The sequence below is a fragment of the Lentilactobacillus sp. TOM.63 genome, assembly GCF_030361045.1.
GTDB classification, from domain to species: Bacteria; Bacillota; Bacilli; order Lactobacillales; family Lactobacillaceae; genus Lentilactobacillus; species Lentilactobacillus dabitei.
Genome location: NZ_JAUCAP010000002.1, coordinates 17679 through 35919 on the forward strand (window position 1 = coordinate 17679; position 18241 = coordinate 35919).

The window sequence follows — 18241 nt, forward strand, 5'->3', positions numbered from 1 at the left end:
TATAATGGGTTAGAAAGCGGACTGCCTCGGCCAATTAAGTATATGAATGCTGATGAACTGTCTGTCTTCAATTGGGCGATTTCTAAGCGCATGGAAGTACAGTCACAAATGCGAGGAGGATTCTAACATGGGGTACGCAAGAAGTGCCAAAGTTGGATTCCGAGTTGTGTCAGAAAATGTTGATGAAATCGACCGTGCCAACGAGAAAATGAATCGATTAATTAGAACCAGTCGTGAGGCCAATAATCAAATGTCTCACTTAGGAAATCGAATGTCGATTCAAGGATTAAATAAGTTTTCAAATAGGTACGACAGCTTAATCTCTAAATCAAGTAAATTGTCGGATAGATTGAGTATGGACGCCGATAAAATTAATCAACATTATAAAACCCTTGCTAATAGCTCACGTGAATACGCGAAGCAAATTAGCAGGGGTTTTTCTGACATTTCAAAAGAATCAAGAAACTCAATCAATCGGTTACCTAAAGAAAAAACCTTTAGGCTTAGAACCAACCTTAAACAAACTAAAAATGATGTTGATAGCACTAGCACTCGTGTGCAACGATTCGGCACCAAAGGTAAGACCTCATTTGATAATCTAAGCAGAAGTGGTCGCAAAACGACAAAGTCGTTTAGAAACCTGTACGATGCTGGCAATGACTTTGTGAATATTAGTTCTCAAATTGCTATGGGAGCAGGGATAGTTGGAGCCGCATTTCTTAAATCAGCAAACGAAGCTACGAATTTGCAGAATAAGTACATTACCATTCGAAACCTGTTAAAAACTGGTGGCGAGTCTTCAGGTCAATCACGAAAAGAAACCGCTTTGATGCAGAAGGAAAATAATCGATTTGCCTTACAGTATGGTGTTTCACCAACAGCGATGGCAAGAGGTGGTGAAGAACTTGTCCGACGTGGATATAACGGTAATCAGGAATTAGCATCACACAAATACTTCCTACAGGCTGCCAGAGCTTCAGGAGATCCGTATAATGCGGTTGTTAATTATGGTGCTCCTACGCTTGAACAGTTTGGCTATAAAACTAAAGCTGGTAATTCAAGGAGGAAGATGGCTGCCTACACCAAGAAAGTTCTGAACGAAATGGCATATGGATCAGATCTAACTGCCACAAACTTCGAAGGTATGGGAAACTCGCTGAGATATGTTGGTGCAACTGCCCATAACTCTAATCAAGGGCTTGCCAGAACCGTCGCCGGCGTCGGTGTTCTTTCAAATAACGGACAAGATGGTTCCATTGCTGGTACTGGTTTACGTAAGGTTATGAATTCGTTTGCCGCGCCTAATATGGCTGCTAAGTCTCAACAAGGACAAGTTATGTCAGCCCTGGGGCTTAAGCCATCAGATTTTCAAAAAGCCAATGGTCAAGTTAAAACGCTTGCTGATAACATGGACGTTCTTAAGAAAGCCACGGCAGGCATGAGCTCTGCTCAAAAATTTAACGTTTTTCACATGTTCTTTGGGACAACTGGGCAAGAATCAGGCTTAATCCTGGCCAATAATACTAAACAATTAAGATCATTAACTGGACAAGTTAGTCGTGCTCAAAAATACGGTAAGAATGGCTATATTGCCACTCTTGCTAAGAAAAATATGGCATCTTGGAAAAACCAGATCCAACAGTTTAAACAATATCTTAATGTCATGGGGCTTGGATTTACCAAAACGGTATTGCCTGCATTTACAAAAGTGTTGAATATTGCTAATAAATTTCTTGGTGTTTTAATTAAGCTTCCTTCACCAATTAAGAAAGCAGCCGGTTATGCCGCAGCGTTTGCGAGTGTTTGGGGCGGTATCAAGGTTGGTAAGGGCCTTTTAGGGTTATCAAGCAGCCTTCTATTTGGTAGAGGTCGCAAGGCTTCCACCGCATCCAGGGTGCTTTCCACTGCGCTTTCCACTGCCGGGGCTTCACCTCTAGTAGGATCGCGAATTCGTCGTGGAGAAAAAGTATCAGCTATTCGAACCGGATCAACTCACTTTGCACCATCCCGTTTAGGTAATGCAGCAACTGCGTTAAGCAGTGACAAACTCCTAAAGGGAATGTCATATGCCACCATTGGCCTTCAAATTGGTGGTCATGCCGTTAGTGCATTTAAGCATGGTATTGACAGTAAACAAGGCGGTAGTCAAATGTGGCAAGCCGGCGGTAATGCTGTCGGTGCTGGCCTGGGTCTTGCACTAAGTGGTGGTAATCCATTGGTTGCCATGATTGGATCGTCTGTTGGTGGTTCTGTTGCTAAATATATTGCTGGAAGCAAATATATTAAAAATCTTGCCAGAGGCGGCAACATTGACGGGACCAAAAGGAAAGAATCAGTTCCCGGAGAGTCCGGAGCGGGTCTTCAAGGGTCAGAAGCACAAGCGGCTAATGGTCTTGGTTATCAACAGGCTATGAACGCCCGTAAAAATTCTAATAACAAAGTTCATCATCGAAGAGTTACTCTGGGCTTAGATAAGTTTGGAGATAAAGAATTAAAGTCATTTACATCTTCATTTGATAAGGCTAATGCTAACTGGGCAACCGTTTCAAAAGGAACCGGATCGAAGATCAATAAGAATGTCTATGGTTCCATGCGTAAAGGGCTTAAGTCATATACAAGTTCGGAGAAATCTTCTTCTAACAAGCGTGTTCAATGGTTACTCAAAGAGGGCGTCATCACTAATAAGCAAGCTACCTCAATGGAGAAAAAAGATAGCTCTTATTGGAATAAACGTTACCACAACGCTTCTAAGGGAATTAGTAGAATTAATCAGAGCGAAAGAAATGGTGGTAAGGGTCGTGAGGCGGCAATTTCAGCTACTAATCGCTCTGTCTCAAAACTATTAACTAATAACTCGAACAAAGAAACGATTATCTATGGTCGACTAAAAGACCGTACTACTAAGCTTTCTCAATCACAAGCTCGTTCGATTATTAGATCATCATACAAAACAATGAAGTCCACTGTAAGTTCTGCAAACAAAACTTACAAATCTGCTAAAAATGCTGCTGACAAGAAATATAAAGCGACTAAAGATGCACTTGACAAAGAACGTTACGTAACAAAGTCCATAAGTGAAAGTAAATATAAGCAAGACGTTAAAAAGGCACGTCAAGAGCGTGATGATACCGTTAAAGCAGCCCGTCAAACCCGTAATCGAACCATTGACAGTGCTGAAACTATGCATGAGAAAGTCGTTCAAAAGACCTCAGCCATGGTTAAAGGTAATTTGAAACAAATGAATACCTGGACCGGAAAAATTAAAGGCATTTGGGGCCGCTTTGGTGACTGGTGGAGTAATCTTTGGGGTGGTTTAACCAAACTTGGTCATCTTGGAACTAAGGCAATGGCAAGTAATTTAACTAATGGCCTTAAACATGATAATTCGCTTCTCACGCAGATGAAGAATGGCAAAAAGCACCCATCTAAATCTAAAATAACTGCTAGTAAAGATGCTAATAAGCTTCCTGGAAACGTGTTTGCCTCTCATGCTTTAGGAACTAGTGGCGCAGAAATGCACTCACATGCTGCCCTCGTTGGCGAAGGTGGCACAGAGCTCGCATACACTGTAAACGGTCGTAAGGCGCGTTTGTTGGGTGCTAATGGTCCTGAAATCACGCATGTTAAGCACGGTGAGCGAATCCTTAATCACCGAGATACTAAAAAGGTACTCAATGGTTCATATGGCCGTGTATTACCTGGTTATGCTGTTGGGAATACTAAGCTTGGTTCAACTAATTCTTTGAAATCCGTAGAAAAGTTAAGCAAGAAGACTGTAAAAGATTACAAAGATTTATCAAATGGATCAAGTAAGCAGTTAGACAAATTTAGTAAGCGTAGTAAATCTAAATGGTCTAATATCCATAAGGCAACTTCAAAGATCACGAACAGTACGCAAAAGAAAACTGTTACAGATTATGATGCCTTGCAAAAGGGTTCCTACAAGCAACTTGTACAATTTGATAAGGGCAATGCTTCTAAGTGGCGAAACATCAATAGCGATACGAAGCATTACACCAATCAATCAAAGAACCAAGCAATTTCGACCTATGACGGCATGCAAAAAGGCGTGCAGAAGCAAGTTAACCAAATGCGGTCTGGAGTTATCTCATCTGGTAAAGCTACTGCAACCGGATTTGGTCATGCACTTGGTAAGATGGATAACTACGCGCATTCAGCAATGTCCAATACTGTTCACCAGTTAAATGGTGGTATTAAAGGGATTGATAAAGTCCTTGGACAGTTTGGTGGTAATAGTTCCGTTATTAATGCCATTCATTATGCTAAAGGTTCAAATGGAGAGCTTCCTAATGATCAACTGGCAATTGTGAATGATGCGAAGTCCGGTCCACGTCAAGAATCCATTATTCGTAACAATTCCCTATTAATTCCACATGGGAATGATAGGATGATCCCCTTAAAGAAACGTGACCGAGTTCTTAACGGATCACAAACCCAAGAATTAGGACGATCAATGGGCATACAGCACTTTGCTAAAGGTTCTGGCGTATCTCACAGCGCACTTAATAAACTTATCAGCAAAAATAATGCTCATCCAAACAAAGCCTTTTCAAATGAATTTTCATCACAAATTTCAAAATCGAACACCGTTCTTGGGAATGCCATTAAAGGCTTAAGTAAACGATCAACCACTAAGTATGGCAATCCTTGGTCAACTGAGGTTTGGCAACAAATGGATAATGCACGAAGCTCAGCAGGTGGATCATATGGAAGCGGTACGTGGTTGCATAGTCCGGGTAGTGGTTTTCATGACACGTCTGGGTTTGGCTATCGTGGTGCTGTTTCTGGTGGGCTACCGATTCATGATGGCAATGATTTCTCTGGTGCCCATATTGTTCATGCGGTTCATCCTGGTAAGGTAATTCGTTCTGGTGGTGCTCCTACTAACTGGGGTGGACCAAAAGGAATTGGCCAAAATATGGTTACCAAATCCGCGGATGGATATTATGTTATTTACCAAGAATTTAACGGTAAGAATAATTCTGGAGCCCATACTTTTGCCAGTGTTGGTGATGATGTTAAAGCTGGTCAAAGGATTGCAGCATTGGGTCCATCAGGAACTCATGTGCATATTGGGGTATCAAAGCATAATCCATTTGCCAATAACCCGGATTCAACTAGTGGTTGGTTTGATGTCACCAAGATGAAGTCTACCAAAGCTAAGAAATCTTCTAAAGAAAGTCACAAAGCTTCGTCGGCATTATCAAAGCTAGTTGCGAAAGAAATTGCACCACAACTTAAATGGGTTGGTAAACACTTAAAGCATTCTTCGGCTGCCGGTGGAGCGCTCGGAAATCCGAGTGGTGCAAGCGTTGGCCGTTGGCGAAAGTATGTTATTAAGGCATTAGCGGCTAATCATTTATCAACATCTTCCGCAATGGTCGCAAAGGTCCTTAGACAGATTTCAACTGAAAGTGGCGGCAATCCCAAAGCAATCGGTGGTACTGACGGATTGAACGATGGCCGTGCCATGGGATTAATGCAAGTTAAACCTGGGACTTTTGCTGCCAATAAATTTAAAGGCCACGGTAACTGGGCAAATGGCTATGACAGCTTACTGGCAGGATTGCACTATGCCAAAGGGCAATATGGCAAAAACTTATCATTCTTAGGTAACGGTCATGGTTATGTTAATGGTGGCTGGTCAAGTGTTCCCGCCATCTTTGGCGAAAAGAAGGGTGAACCGGAAGTCGCCATCAACCCTAAGCGAAAGAGTGCCGATGGTTTAATTGCCTCGGCGATTGATGCTCGGAGTAAAGTATCTAATTCGGTGTTCAGTAATGAATCGCAGAAGAAGATGCATCGAGCATTGCTGGAAAACCTGAGAAAGTATAATCCACTCAAAAACATGCCAGATAAGCATCAACCTACTTCTGGTAAAGGTAATAACGTTACAGTCAATTTGAACATGAATATCACGGTTAACGCTAATGATAAAAATGCTGGAACTAAAACTGCCAATGATATTTCCAAGCAGGTCAACGAACAGGTTCAGGCAATCTTTGGCAACTTAATGGCTAAAAGAGAAGGAGGGTTTATTTAATGGCAGCCACGGCAGATATAGCTAAAAATGCCTATAATTCAACGCTTTCCGTTTTAAATAATGTCAAAGCAGCGTATGATCAGGCAAATACCGACTATCTAGATAGCCTCGACGATCAAGCTAATGGCGCCGGACTCGATATAAATGAGTCGGCTCATCAACTCATGGCACAATATGTAGTTGGTAAGTCGCCATATGTCGGTTCCCAGTATTGCATCCCGTATGGTGGTGGCTATTTAATTTCCTATAGTTCCGGAGAAGATACAATCTATCAGCAGATGGATAGTTCGATGAAGTATGTTTCTAAAATGACGGTTAAAAATGGGGGCCACGGATCCTCGTTCGGAATTGATGGCTCAGGGAATATCTGGGCTTCTGTCAGGCATAATGGTTACCAAATAAGTAAGTTCGCTTATCAGCCTGGGGCTTCGATTGACGCAAGTTCATTAACGTCGCTCTACAATTCACCTGATCTTTTACGAGTTAATTATGACGCAAGCGCTAACCTGGTAGGCTTTACCACTGGAGAAAGTTACTGTATATGTGACCCCAATAATTTAAACAACCCTAAAAAGACAGTTAGTCTGTCAGCAATGGGTTTTAGTATTGGGCAGCAAACATGGCAATCGCAGTCGCTAAGCTACCCGTACGTTTTTTGGCAGAGCGGGGCTTATAACTCAAAGAGTGACCCGGCAACGGTGGGATGTTTCAATGTTGAGACCAACGCTCGACAATTTCTGCACACGTATCTCACGGGCAGTTATGGAATGAAGTATTCCTATAATGAGCCGGAAGGAATCTATTCAACTGGATCTGCTGTTTTAGTGACGTTTAATAATAATGATAATGGATCGAACTCAATTAACTATCTATTTTCAATTCCTACACTGACGGCTGATTCAACGGTTAGTGAGCGTTTAAAAGCATTGAATAATTTAAAGAAAGCCTTAGCCGATGCTAAAACGGCATTCAATTCTGCTAAGTCTGATTTTCAAAAATATCAATCAACTAGTAAAACGATTGTCAAAGATACGCGAATTTATAAAAATGCGACTAAAGATGTTAAAAACCAAAAGAAGTTGGTTGCAAGCACCAAGAAAAAGATAGCCATTGTTACTAAGCGATGCAATAAGGCAACCGGGTCTAAAAAAGTGGCCTTAAAGAAGCAACTTGATAATCTAAAAAAAATTTACGCAGAGCAACGCAGTGCACTGACTAAGCTCAAGAAGAAACATTCGACAGCTAAATCAAGACTTTCGAAAGCTCAAAGTAAAAGCTTAGCAGCTGAAAAAGCTACTCAACGGGCAATCCTGAAGAAAGCAATTGGCGCCGCAGTGATGGCTGAAACAGGTGGCAAAGATGTGACGTGGATAACGCCTGTGAATCCTGGTAGCAAGGAAAGCTATGCGATTCTCTGGCCTGATAGTGAAGACTTTTCGGAAACAGTTAACGTTAATGAAACGGCAGTCATCAAGCACACACCGATTAACACGGTCACTCAGGCGGGCACCGAAAGCATTTCAGTGGGCGGGGCTCTGATTGGTGAAGATGGTTCAGTTCCAACATTGGTTAAAAAGTTCGAACGGATCAGAAAGTGGGCTGAAAATACAGCCGAAGTATCACTGATCGGGCAAACGTCTTTTCCACACGCGATCATCTCGGGAATTGACAAGCCGCACGACACCTATTTGACTAACCAAGTTCCGCTAACCATTACTTTACAGAAGGTGGATTGGGCTGATTCAAATGTCAAAAAGAAAGCCAATTCATCGAAAAATAAGGGTAAGGCTAACAAAAAATCTGGTAGTGGTCATAAGCAGAAAAATAGCAAAAGTGCCGTGAGGACGGTAACTACTAAGCCGGGTGACACGTATTATAAATTCGCCCAAAAGTACAATGTCAGTGTTGCTCAACTACGCAAATGGAATAAGTACGCTGACCGATCAATACCGGTTGGCGTCAAGATAAGGGTCAAGTAGGGGGGATCTTATGAGTTTACGAGATAAATTAATTATTGATACAAGTGATCTCCCCAATTATGTGGTTTTACCGGTTGGAACCGAGAACTTCACCATTGAGTTCAACTATCGTGAACGCTACGATAACTTTTATTTCAACCTATACGATGCTGACGATAATCCGCTGATTACCGGAGAAAAGCTTGTTTATGGGGTGCCATTGTGGAACATCAATGATGCTAATCTGCCAAGCGTGACGATTATCCCCCTTGATGAAACTGGCGTGGAGAACACCGTCAGCATTGATAATTTTCAGATATCAGTCTTTCTATATTTTGATGATCTTGATCCATCGATTGAAGATCCAAGTACTGCTGATGTTGATGAGAATGACACTGACAATTCTGATCTTCTAGATGATGACTCAGGAAGTTCATTAATCGAGGACGAGCCTTCTGATGATGATAATGAGTATGCGCTCCCGGAAGATTGGAGGGATGAGCAATGAAACTCGTTAGGCTTTATCGAAGGCTTGAGATTGATGGCAAAAAAGGAAAATTAACTCTCAAGAGTTACGCCAAAGTACCTGATAACATCTCAATAGATATTGAAGCGTCCTATGCATCCGGTAGCAAGGAGACGACGCAAGTTTCGATGATGAACTTGCCGGCTGAAGATATTAATTATTTGACGAAGGGTTCTAACGCTCGGGTTTATGGCGGCTGGTATGGTGAAGATGGCTCATCGAATAACGTCGGCATCATCATGGAAGGCAAATTGGCAACACCAACGCCATCGACAATCGATTCATCAGGAAAAACCACAACAATCACTATCGTTGATGGCAGTGATTATGACAAACTTCCTGAAGTTAAGAAAAAGGCGACTACTTCAAGGTCAATTTCTGCGCAAAAAACGCTTGACCAAACAATCACTGCTTACAATAGCAAGATGAATGCACAGCGCCGTAAGTGGATTGATAACCATCCGGGTGCTACAAGCAAACAGCTTCGAGCTTATGGGCATACAATCATTACCAAGAAAAATGCTTTTGCCAAAAAGAAACGACAAGAATATGTTAAGCAAAAAGCTAACCATACTGCTAAAGCTAAGGTAACTAAAAAGACTAAGTACAAACCCTTATCTTTTGCAAAAAATACCAAGGGTTCTTCAATCATCAAAAAGATTGCCAAAGAGGCCGGGATAAAAATATACAAGCTAAAACTCGTATACAATAAGAAGTTTACCAAGGGCTACACGGCTAAAGCAAAACCGATGAGTGCCATTAAAAGTATTGCTTCGCAGTGTAAGACACCGATAGCTTATCCTAATGGTCGATTGGAGATTGCGGATTATTCCAAGAACAAAAAATCGAACTTCTATTTGAACTATGATACCGGAATGCTTGGGGAGCCGGAACCTCAAGACGATTCGGATGATGGGCTACAACACTATCAAGTTGTAGCTCTTTTTAGGCCGTATTTTACCGTTGGGTATATCTTTCATATTGAAAGTACAACCTTGAGTGGCTGGGTACTAATTAATAGCGGCACAACGTCTATTACTGATGATTCAGGAACATCAACACTTGACCTGGTTGACTACTCTAAATACAAAAAGAAGAATTCAGCTTCGGTCAAAAAAGCTGAAACCAAAGATAAAAAGACCAAAGCGAAGTTGGACGCTGCTAATCGAAAAAAGCTTAAGGAAAAGCAGAAAAAGAGGCGTGCCAAATGACTAAAAGTCGTGACTACGTTAATGAATTTTTTGATATGTTTCGGGACGATGTGATGAGTGATATTCATGGTTCCATTCGCTGCAAAATTGTTAAGGTGAATGCCGATAAAACGTACGATGTTCAGCCGTTGGCCTTGTTTTCGGACGGAACCAAGCGGCCACAGCTTCTGAGCCTGCAAGCATCATTTATCCCGATTAAGATCAAATACCACGATGACATTGGCGACTCACATAGTTTTGCGCCATTCTATGCAGAAATGATAATCAACTATCAAGTGGGGGATGTTGTGGTGGTTGTGTTTGAAGACCGAGATACCTCTAACGCCAAGGGCGATAGTGTCTACAAGATTGATAGCGAACGGATGCATGACGCTAATGATGGAGTTATCGTCGGCAAGATTGATATGAAGTAGGTGAATTAAATGGCAACGGATGTCTATATAAATGATCAAGGCGATTTTGAGCAAGATGATAAAGGCAGCGTGGCAATGGTTGACGGTCTTGATGAAATCGCACAATCATGTATGATCGCCCTGAATACCCGCAAAGGTGGTTGGGTTCTTGATACCAATGAAGGCCTTGACTGGGGAGCCGTAATTGGAAGCAATGTTCACAATCAGTTTGTGACTGCGGCGATTAGAGAAACGCTTCTTGAAGACCCGCGAATTGATGAGATTCACGATGTAGATTTCGAACGGGAAGCAAGAGTGCTCAAAGTTCACATTACTATTGAAGTTAAGAATCAATTGAAAGAAGTTGTATGGGAGGCGGGTGTCGTCAATGATTGATGAAAATGGTTATACGCCGCTGAATTATGACGATGCTTTAGATACCGTTCAAGGCTTTATTCGAAGAGAAAACGGAGAAGATACCAATGTATCGCCCAGGTCATTTTGGGGAACGCTCGCCCGAGTCATGGCAAAGATCGCAGTTAATATTGATCAAAACGGTGAAAATGTTCATGACTCTGGCTACATTCAGCAATCTACGGGTGTAAACCTTGATCGGGTTGGCGGCAATTACGGGTTAATGCGAAAGCAAGCTGAAGCATCCAGCGTGACCTTATCATTTACTGGTACTGCGGGTTATGTAATTCCGACCGGTACTGTATTTATGGATGACAAGGGAAATGAATTTTACACCGTCGATGATTGTCAACTTGATGTAAACGGAGTCGGATCAACAATTGTTGTTTCAAGCGAGTTAGGATCACAATACAATGTTGATGCAGGTACAATTGTTAACCAACAGTCGCCTGTTGAAGAAATTGATAAAGTGACTAATCATGATGCAGCTGAAGGTGGCCAGGATATGGAAACAGATCTTGATTTTAGATCAAGGCTACTTCTAGCATCCAACTCTAATGAGTCTGGTACCATCAACGGGATCTATACGGCATTAATGAACACACAAGGCGTAACGGCCGTTAAAAGTGTCTATAATTCTTCAGCTAGTAAACCTGATGTGTATGACAATCCACCTAAGACCGTTCACTATTATGTCCAAGGTGGTGTGGCACAAGATGTGGTGAACACTATCTTCCGAGTTGGCGGCGGTGGAATTGCCCTTTATGGATCTAAGAGTGGCACAGCAATCGATGATTCTGGCGAAGCGCACACGATCTACTTCGATCGTCCACAAGAAACACCGATTTTTGCCAAAGTCAGTGTTAAAGTCAATGACAGCTTTGATAAAAATGAAGGTACTGATGACATTAAGGCTGCTATTGAAGGCTATATTGAAAGTCTACAAATGGGGTCCAAAGTGGTTACTAATCAGTTTTTCTCCAACATATATTCGATTGATGGAATCAATTACGCGGATATCGCGATTGGAACCGACAAGAGCAAACTAAGTACTAATAACATCGCACTAACAGCCTTCGAAATTCCAGTTATTACTGACGATAATGTGGAGGTTGACTATGTACCAAACTAATTATGATGAAGTTTATGCAGAGATTTTTAAAATGTTTGACCGAGGGTTTGCGGTTGGCGCAGGGAGCAACATCAACACTTTAATTCGGGTACTGACGCGTTTTCAGTTATGGCTGGACAACAACTTTGAGAGCATCCACAGTTCTTGGATAATTGATGAAGCTGTTGGCGAACAACTTGATGAGATTGGTGATGATATCCATCAACCCAGATATGGAGCCAATGATGATACTTATCGTTTTATCCTTAAGACAAAAATTTTAGCATCACATTCTGGTGGAACCATTAACGATATTATTAATATCATATGCAATGCTTTGCAAATATCGCCAGTAAATTCAGGCGTAAAAGCTCATACTGATTATCATTGGGATGGTACCAAAATGGTTGGGAACCCACAGGTTGTTGACATTGATAACCTTCCAACTAGTTTAATATCATCCAGCCAATCACTGATAATCCTCATGGATCGTTTATCATCAGCTACTCTAAACGGAGTTACGATTAATACAATTGCGTTTATGAATAATTCTAAACTAATTGAATATGTAGGTGTTGGGACTCAGTCCATCATGGTTAAAGAAGTTAATGTAAAAGGAGGCAATTAACATGGCATATGACTTGGCAAAAGTAACTGCTAACGGAAACAACCTTATTGCTCAAATATTGGCCAACAAGTCATCACTAAGCATTGATAAGATAGAAATAAGTGATACTCAATTACCATCGACAACGGATATCTCAACGATGACATCTGTTCCCAAGGTAGTGCAAACTGTTAGTGCAAACGGATTTTCTAAAAATAGTAATACCTTGATTATTTCAACAGTCGTTGATAACTCATCCATAAGAGCTGATTACAAGGCATGGGTATTTGGAATTTGGGGATCTGATTCTCAAAATGGGCAATCACAATTAATTGCAGTTATCACATCAACAAATAGTCCAGATACAATACCAGCTTTTTCTGGTAGTACTCCGGTATCATATACGTATAAATTCAACATTGGGTTTTCAAATGCAAGTAAAATTCAATTTAATATGATTGATGATTCGTTTGCTACCAACGATACGGTTGTCCATACGACCGGTGACGAAACAATTAATGGGCAAAAGAAATTTAAAACGGATCCCACTGACGGTGCAGGGAATGCTTACGCCAAGACGGTTGACGTTAATCAGCAACTGGATAAAAAAGTTAATATAGCTGACATGCGTAAGCCTGCCAATGATGTAGCTGGAATTGAAGAAGTTAATGCCAAACAAGATAAAATTGGTTACACACCTGCCGATGATTCCAAAGTAGTTCATACAGCCGATACTTCAAATTGGCAAAAACAAAAAATTACCAATGATGATGGAACACCATTTATTAATTTATATGGAAGCGGTGCTGATCTATCTAAAACATTGCAACAACTTTCAGCAGGATTTCACACCATTTATGCCAATTCATCTGTTACCAACAATCCTTTAAATGGCATATCAAGCGTAAAGGGATTTGTAGATATTCAAGGAACAGGTTTTGGCGAGGGAACTTTAATTGGAGCTGACTCAAATAGTCAATTTTTTCAATATTCTGTTTGGGTTACAAATACAGGAGTAACTTATACTCTCTTATCTGATGATTCCAAAGTAGCCCACCTATCTGGTGCTAACAACTTTGACACCGTTCCAACGGTCAACAATAATCCGTTATTACTAGCAAGCAGTTTACCATCTGACCTAGCACGAACGGGACAGCCTCAAACATTTACAGCTGCACAGACATTCAGTATTGCGCCCACCATTAAGGACGCCTCGAAAGATAAGGGGGATAATCAGGCCGCTACTATGGCCGATTTGAAAAGCGTTGAGAACTCGGCTTGGCGTCAGCTAGATAATAAGTATATCATTCCTGTTAGTGGATATAATTTAGCCCCATATACTACCATTTTGTATAAGATAGATGATAGTACTCACACGCTATATTTATCTGGGACCATAGTGCTGCCTAGTGGAAATGATAATACCGTTCAAGTTACCATTAAACTTGGTAGCATTGTTAAGTCAATATTAACTTTTTCCGTGGGATATATTGGACGTAGTGCCATCGATAGCGAAAGGTGGAATTTTCATTGGGCTAGTAACAGTTCAACGAATTTAACGTTTACTGCTTATAATGGGGTCGCAGATATTACAGCAACTACGGATGGAGGAAGCGTTGCCCATGTTACTTATGACGAATTAGTTTAGAAAGGATATTTTTATAACTTATTGCGTAATACTTGACACTGATGGCTGGTTAACCGGTACGCCGGCTACTAGTCATATTTAAAAGATATTACCCTCAAATATATCTTTTCGGTTATTGTTTATGATTTAATTTCATATATCCCCATATATGAATTGGCATCTATCTGTTGGATAGGTGCTTTTATTTTACCCAAAATTTAGGAAGTGATAAAAATGCTAAAAAGGATTGGAAAATATTATTCGCATTTATGTTTCGGCTTAGCTTCCTTAATGGCTGGCACGTATGTCTTTTTTCATTTGAATTATTTGGACAGCCCAGAAGTTACACCTCCACCACCTCCTGGCTTTGCAGAACATGTGGTTTTCGATGCTGCCGATGATTGGTGGTTTGCCGGATTACTAGTGATTGGCGGGATTGTCCTGCTAAGTGGAGTGTTGCTTGATTCAATTACATTAAGGAATGCCGGCATGATTATTATTGCCCCATTGTTTGGTTATCTCGCCTTCGGATTTATGATCCGGGGCGTTTTTGATATTCGCTTTAATTTAACTTGGGTGTTTGCCAGCCTTGCCGTTGCATTGCTGATTGGCACTGCGATGCGAGGTGGTAGGCGTAATGTTTAGTTGGATAACGCACAATTTAACGGTATTCTTTGGCTCGGTTGTTACGCTGGCAGGCGTAATTGCCGGGCTTATTCATTCGAGTAAAGCCGATGCAAATAGTGCCACTAAGGAGCGCACGGATTTGGAGAAGTTTATATTGAAAACGGTAAAAGATGATAATGAAGACTTACGGAAACGATATGAAGACCTCTCTTCAAAGTTTAATGAAATGGATGATGATTACGACCGCTTTAAAGATTATCATGACAAGATCGTGAAACAGCTTCAAGAACAGATTGATCTAAAAGAAGAAGAGAATAAAAATCTTCGTCAGAAAAATGCTGCGCTAAAAAAAGAAAATGCCGCTTATCGTGCACGATACGGCAAACTGGAGGAATAATCTATGGAAACTTTTAAACAAATTACTGATGTCTTTAACTGGCTGGAAAGTACTGGTATTCTTGCGGCACTTGTTGCCTTGATTCTCGTTGTCGTAAAGCAAGTACAGCCTTATCTTAAATTACATGTCAAAAATAAACAGCTTAGTCAAGTTGTTCAGTTTGCACTTACCACCGTTACCAAGTTTGCTACTCTTGAAGGTCTGTCTAAGTCCGACCGGAAAAAGGCGGCCGACAAAGATGTCGCTGGCTTTGCGGCACAACTTGGTTTGACTTGGGTGACACCAGAAATTGTTGACTCAATCGTTGAAGCAGCCTATCAGCAATTCAAGAAGTTAGGCTACGACAACCACGCACCAAAGACTTCTCCGGAGCCGACCGAAAATTCGGCCACTCCACAAACACCAGAAAGCTCAGCTGAACAGAACGCACAATCATCCGCTTCAAAGCCTGAAAGTGCATCACAACCCGCTTCTCAAGCACCTCAATCTGCTCAGCCAGCTGTAAAATCGGGGAGTGATCAGCATGCCTAAAATCGGAATTGATGTTTCATCATATCAAGGCGACTCGGTATCTTATTTCAATACTTTTAAGAAATATGGTGCTGGCTTTGCGGTTGTTAAGCTGACCGAAGGCACCAACTACTTGAATCCGAAAGCCAGCGCACAAGTTACTAATGCGCTTAAGGTGTTCGGCTCGGTCAGTGTTTATCACTTTTTCCACGGCGCTGGTACAGCTGAAGCAAAATACTTTCTAGCCTGGGTCAAGAAATTTGGCTTGGATAAATCAACAGCCCTAGTGATCGACGTGGAAGCGCCCGGCTTGCCATACAACACCACACCGCAAGTCAACGCCTTTCTACGATACCTGATCGCTGCTGGATATAAGAACGTTGTGACCTACGGCAGCGGTTCCTGGTTCAATTATGGACGAATTAAGCGATCGGAGCTAGTCGACAAGCATATCTGGGTAGCGGCTTATGGCGTCTCACGGCCTGGTGTGGCGAATGCAAACTCATGGCAGTTTAGTGACAACTGGCATGGCGTAGATGCATCGTACGACTTTGACGGCTCACTGTCCGGTAGTAAGGCAAGCGTTAAACCGAGCTACTATGTAACTCCTGGGCTTTACCAAGTTCGATTAAAATGGTTGCCGGTATATAATGGCTTGGACTTCAAAAAGTCAGGCAAGCGATATACGCGCTACGGTACTGGTTCTCGTTTTTGGGCCACTCCAGTTAAGTATGGCAAGATAACTAGGCTGCATATCAATGGTCAAGGATACGTATCAAGCAATAAATGGTATGTTAAATTTCTCAAGAAGGTCAAGCCTAAAATTAAATAAAGTATGCAAAAGGGCCCACTCAGATTAAGTTCTGGGTGGGCCTTTTTGTGGTTACTTAATCAAGTTCCGTAATTATGATACAATTAATTCAAATTATTGATTGTAGGTGGGATCCATGGAGTGTGTTTCATTATATATAGACGAATCAGGAAACTTCGGTTTGAGTGGCAGATATTTTACACTTGCTTCATTAAGGTGCATTGATCACTCTAATTTTAAACTTAATCGTGCTGTAAAAAAGGCTAGCCTCAAAATAAAGAAAAGGTATGACGGTTCTGTAACTCATACAGGCGAAGTAAAGGCTTCTTTATGTAATCCAATTGCCAAAGACTTTATGCTTCGCAAAATAAAAAAGAGCGTCGATCGAATCGACTATATTACAGCAGATTTGCCACACATCGAGCCTCGTCTTTTACATAATCAAAATATTCTATATAATTATTTGTTGACTTTCTTAATAAGCCCTATTATTAAAAATAACTCTGATTTGAGTGAAGTCTACATTTATTTAGATAATCGTACTTTAAAGGTTGGAGATGAAATGAGCTTTTCTGATTATATTAAAAGTAAAGTTTGGATTGATTATGGTCGTCCAGACGTGGTTGTTGAAGTACATTACGTTGACTCTCAAAGCGATTATCACATACAAGGTGCCGACTTTGTAGCTAATGCCATTAATGGTTTTTATGAACATGGTACACATTGCTTTACAGATGTTTTAAAGCCAAGTTTGGAAGTTCGTGTGAAATTTCCGTATAAACTTTTTGGAAAATAAATTTACTTTTGGCACATTGACCTTTATAATAAGAGTAATTAATGGGTAAGTAAGACGCTTTCTGGTGTGTTATTTCATCGACGACATAAACTGTATGTGCTACAGTCACCCTTTGCGCATTACCCGTACATAGTTTCTTGTGCTCACTCCTTCGGGGGTGGGCGCTTTTTTTGTACATATTTTCAAATTAATACACGGTTCGTGTTGACATCCATATACGTATCGTGTATTATAATGGGTGTTAAGAGATAAAGGATAAAGAAAAGGGAGATCATTAAAATGAAAAATATCGAATTTGTAAAAAACAACAACAAAGAATACGAAGTAAACCAAGACAATGAAAAATATGGTATCTTGACTTTCGATGAAGACCAAGCGCTTTGGGTATTGTGGCCAGAATCAATTGATGACGCTATTGGCTACTATGGTGATCTGGAAGAAACCATCGACGAAATTCGCGACGAACTAACAGCCTAAGGGGGCCTATCATCATGGATAAACTCTTAGATACATTCTTAGAAAAGAAAAACTTGAACCGTTATCAGATCGCTAAGGAAACCGGGATTGCTCCAACGACTCTACAGCGATCGAGTGACAAAGACGCACTGGCAATTAACCCACGAGTTTATGCAGCGATTGCACAGGTTTTGCATGAGACTCCTGGACAAGTATTTGATGCCATTATTGGATTAGAGGAGGATACCGACATGACAACCGAAGAAACCAAATTGCTACTAAGCAATACGCTTGCTAAACTAAATGCTAATGCTTTTATATCAATCGAAGATATGGGCGATTATGAATCTGTAGTAGCAGAGATCACCTTACCAAGCGAAGAAACCGTACGTTTTGCGGTCAACATGTTGCCGGAAAAAACACTTACGCGCTTTGATACCCTTACTGATCTAGGTTATGCCATGCACGACTTTCCGACTGACGAAAGTGATGTGACCGAAAGAAGTGGGTTCGAGAGCATTCCGGCGGTTGACCGGGAAGCGATAGCTGTCACAAAGGAAGACAGCAAATTTCTCGATGATTTAAGTAATAGAATCTTGAAGATCAGGAAGTAGCAGAAAGAAGGTGCACCAGTGGCTGCAACGCATTACCATTATTTGAAAACTGAGGGGGAAATAGGAAGAAATAATTAAAGCCCATCTCGATTAATTCGGGGTGGGATTTTTGTATTTAAA

At 41.1% G+C, this 18241-nt stretch carries 16 protein-coding genes; all 16 read left to right on the top strand.

The window, feature by feature from the left end; all coding sequences use genetic code 11:
- The first annotated feature begins 127 nt into the window (after positions 1-127).
- On the top strand, positions 128-6064 hold the full coding sequence (locus QUF07_RS00605; RefSeq protein WP_289426581.1) for a phage tail tape measure protein: 5937 nt from the start codon (positions 128-130) through the stop codon (positions 6062-6064).
- Positions 6064-8043 (top strand): LysM peptidoglycan-binding domain-containing protein, encoded by a 1980-nt coding sequence (locus QUF07_RS00610; protein ID WP_289426582.1) that lies wholly within the window; start codon positions 6064-6066, stop codon positions 8041-8043. The genes QUF07_RS00605 and QUF07_RS00610 overlap by 1 nt, the downstream gene beginning before the upstream one ends.
- Before the next feature lie 10 nt (positions 8044-8053).
- Positions 8054-8530: a phage baseplate plug family protein gene (locus QUF07_RS00615; RefSeq protein ID WP_008856321.1), complete on the top strand. Its 477-nt coding sequence runs from the start codon at positions 8054-8056 to the stop codon at positions 8528-8530.
- Positions 8527-9759 (top strand): hypothetical protein, encoded by a 1233-nt coding sequence (locus QUF07_RS00620; protein WP_289426583.1) that lies wholly within the window; start codon positions 8527-8529, stop codon positions 9757-9759. Before QUF07_RS00615 ends, QUF07_RS00620 begins: the two co-directional genes overlap by 4 nt.
- Positions 9756-10172, top strand: a complete 417-nt coding sequence (locus QUF07_RS00625; protein ID WP_289426584.1) for a hypothetical protein — start codon at positions 9756-9758, stop codon at positions 10170-10172. The genes QUF07_RS00620 and QUF07_RS00625 overlap by 4 nt, the downstream gene beginning before the upstream one ends.
- 9 nt (positions 10173-10181) lie before the next feature.
- Positions 10182-10547, top strand: a complete 366-nt coding sequence (locus QUF07_RS00630) for a DUF2634 domain-containing protein (protein WP_289426585.1) — start codon at positions 10182-10184, stop codon at positions 10545-10547.
- Positions 10540-11697: a baseplate J/gp47 family protein gene (locus QUF07_RS00635; RefSeq protein ID WP_289426586.1), complete on the top strand. Its 1158-nt coding sequence runs from the start codon at positions 10540-10542 to the stop codon at positions 11695-11697. Before QUF07_RS00630 ends, QUF07_RS00635 begins: the two co-directional genes overlap by 8 nt.
- Entirely contained in the window at positions 11684-12304 is a 621-nt protein-coding gene (locus QUF07_RS00640; protein ID WP_289426587.1) for a hypothetical protein, read from the top strand. Before QUF07_RS00635 ends, QUF07_RS00640 begins: the two co-directional genes overlap by 14 nt.
- A 1-nt stretch (position 12305) precedes the next feature.
- Complete coding sequence (locus tag QUF07_RS00645) at positions 12306-13931, top strand: XkdV family phage structural protein (RefSeq protein WP_289426588.1); 1626 nt, start codon at positions 12306-12308, stop codon at positions 13929-13931.
- Positions 13932-14144: 213 nt separating this feature from the next.
- On the top strand, positions 14145-14555 hold the full coding sequence (locus QUF07_RS00650) for a hypothetical protein (protein WP_289426589.1): 411 nt from the start codon (positions 14145-14147) through the stop codon (positions 14553-14555).
- Positions 14548-14934, top strand: coding sequence for a hypothetical protein (locus tag QUF07_RS00655; protein WP_261910637.1), 387 nt, complete (start codon positions 14548-14550; stop codon positions 14932-14934). Before QUF07_RS00650 ends, QUF07_RS00655 begins: the two co-directional genes overlap by 8 nt.
- Positions 14935-14937: 3 nt before the next feature.
- Positions 14938-15465 (top strand): phage holin, LLH family, encoded by a 528-nt coding sequence (locus tag QUF07_RS00660; protein ID WP_289426590.1) that lies wholly within the window; start codon positions 14938-14940, stop codon positions 15463-15465.
- On the top strand, positions 15458-16276 hold the full coding sequence (locus tag QUF07_RS00665) for a GH25 family lysozyme (RefSeq protein WP_289426591.1): 819 nt from the start codon (positions 15458-15460) through the stop codon (positions 16274-16276). Before QUF07_RS00660 ends, QUF07_RS00665 begins: the two co-directional genes overlap by 8 nt.
- Positions 16277-16391: 115 nt before the next feature.
- Positions 16392-17051, top strand: coding sequence for a DUF3800 domain-containing protein (locus QUF07_RS00670; RefSeq protein WP_260156900.1), 660 nt, complete (start codon positions 16392-16394; stop codon positions 17049-17051).
- Positions 17052-17330: 279 nt separating this feature from the next.
- Positions 17331-17528, top strand: a complete 198-nt coding sequence (locus QUF07_RS00675; protein WP_217162778.1) for a hypothetical protein — start codon at positions 17331-17333, stop codon at positions 17526-17528.
- Between the two features lie 14 nt (positions 17529-17542).
- On the top strand, positions 17543-18121 hold the full coding sequence (locus tag QUF07_RS00680) for a helix-turn-helix domain-containing protein (protein ID WP_289426592.1): 579 nt from the start codon (positions 17543-17545) through the stop codon (positions 18119-18121).
- Positions 18122-18241 lie beyond the last annotated feature (120 nt).

What these genes read in the sequence shown, in the direction of transcription:
- QUF07_RS00605 (WP_289426581.1), top strand. Translation starts at nt 128, where the DNA reads ATGGGGTACGCAAGAAGTGCCAAAGTTGGATTCCGAGTTGTGTCAGAA.
- QUF07_RS00610 (WP_289426582.1), top strand. Translation starts at nt 6,064, where the DNA reads ATGGCAGCCACGGCAGATATAGCTAAAAATGCCTATAATTCAACGCTT.
- QUF07_RS00615 (WP_008856321.1), top strand. Translation starts at nt 8,054, where the DNA reads ATGAGTTTACGAGATAAATTAATTATTGATACAAGTGATCTCCCCAAT.
- QUF07_RS00620 (WP_289426583.1), top strand. Translation starts at nt 8,527, where the DNA reads ATGAAACTCGTTAGGCTTTATCGAAGGCTTGAGATTGATGGCAAAAAA.
- QUF07_RS00625 (WP_289426584.1), top strand. Translation starts at nt 9,756, where the DNA reads ATGACTAAAAGTCGTGACTACGTTAATGAATTTTTTGATATGTTTCGG.
- QUF07_RS00630 (WP_289426585.1), top strand. Translation starts at nt 10,182, where the DNA reads ATGGCAACGGATGTCTATATAAATGATCAAGGCGATTTTGAGCAAGAT.
- QUF07_RS00635 (WP_289426586.1), top strand. Translation starts at nt 10,540, where the DNA reads ATGATTGATGAAAATGGTTATACGCCGCTGAATTATGACGATGCTTTA.
- QUF07_RS00640 (WP_289426587.1), top strand. Translation starts at nt 11,684, where the DNA reads ATGTACCAAACTAATTATGATGAAGTTTATGCAGAGATTTTTAAAATG.
- QUF07_RS00645 (WP_289426588.1), top strand. Translation starts at nt 12,306, where the DNA reads ATGGCATATGACTTGGCAAAAGTAACTGCTAACGGAAACAACCTTATT.
- QUF07_RS00650 (WP_289426589.1), top strand. Translation starts at nt 14,145, where the DNA reads ATGCTAAAAAGGATTGGAAAATATTATTCGCATTTATGTTTCGGCTTA.
- QUF07_RS00655 (WP_261910637.1), top strand. Translation starts at nt 14,548, where the DNA reads ATGTTTAGTTGGATAACGCACAATTTAACGGTATTCTTTGGCTCGGTT.
- QUF07_RS00660 (WP_289426590.1), top strand. Translation starts at nt 14,938, where the DNA reads ATGGAAACTTTTAAACAAATTACTGATGTCTTTAACTGGCTGGAAAGT.
- QUF07_RS00665 (WP_289426591.1), top strand. Translation starts at nt 15,458, where the DNA reads ATGCCTAAAATCGGAATTGATGTTTCATCATATCAAGGCGACTCGGTA.
- QUF07_RS00670 (WP_260156900.1), top strand. Translation starts at nt 16,392, where the DNA reads ATGGAGTGTGTTTCATTATATATAGACGAATCAGGAAACTTCGGTTTG.
- QUF07_RS00675 (WP_217162778.1), top strand. Translation starts at nt 17,331, where the DNA reads ATGAAAAATATCGAATTTGTAAAAAACAACAACAAAGAATACGAAGTA.
- QUF07_RS00680 (WP_289426592.1), top strand. Translation starts at nt 17,543, where the DNA reads ATGGATAAACTCTTAGATACATTCTTAGAAAAGAAAAACTTGAACCGT.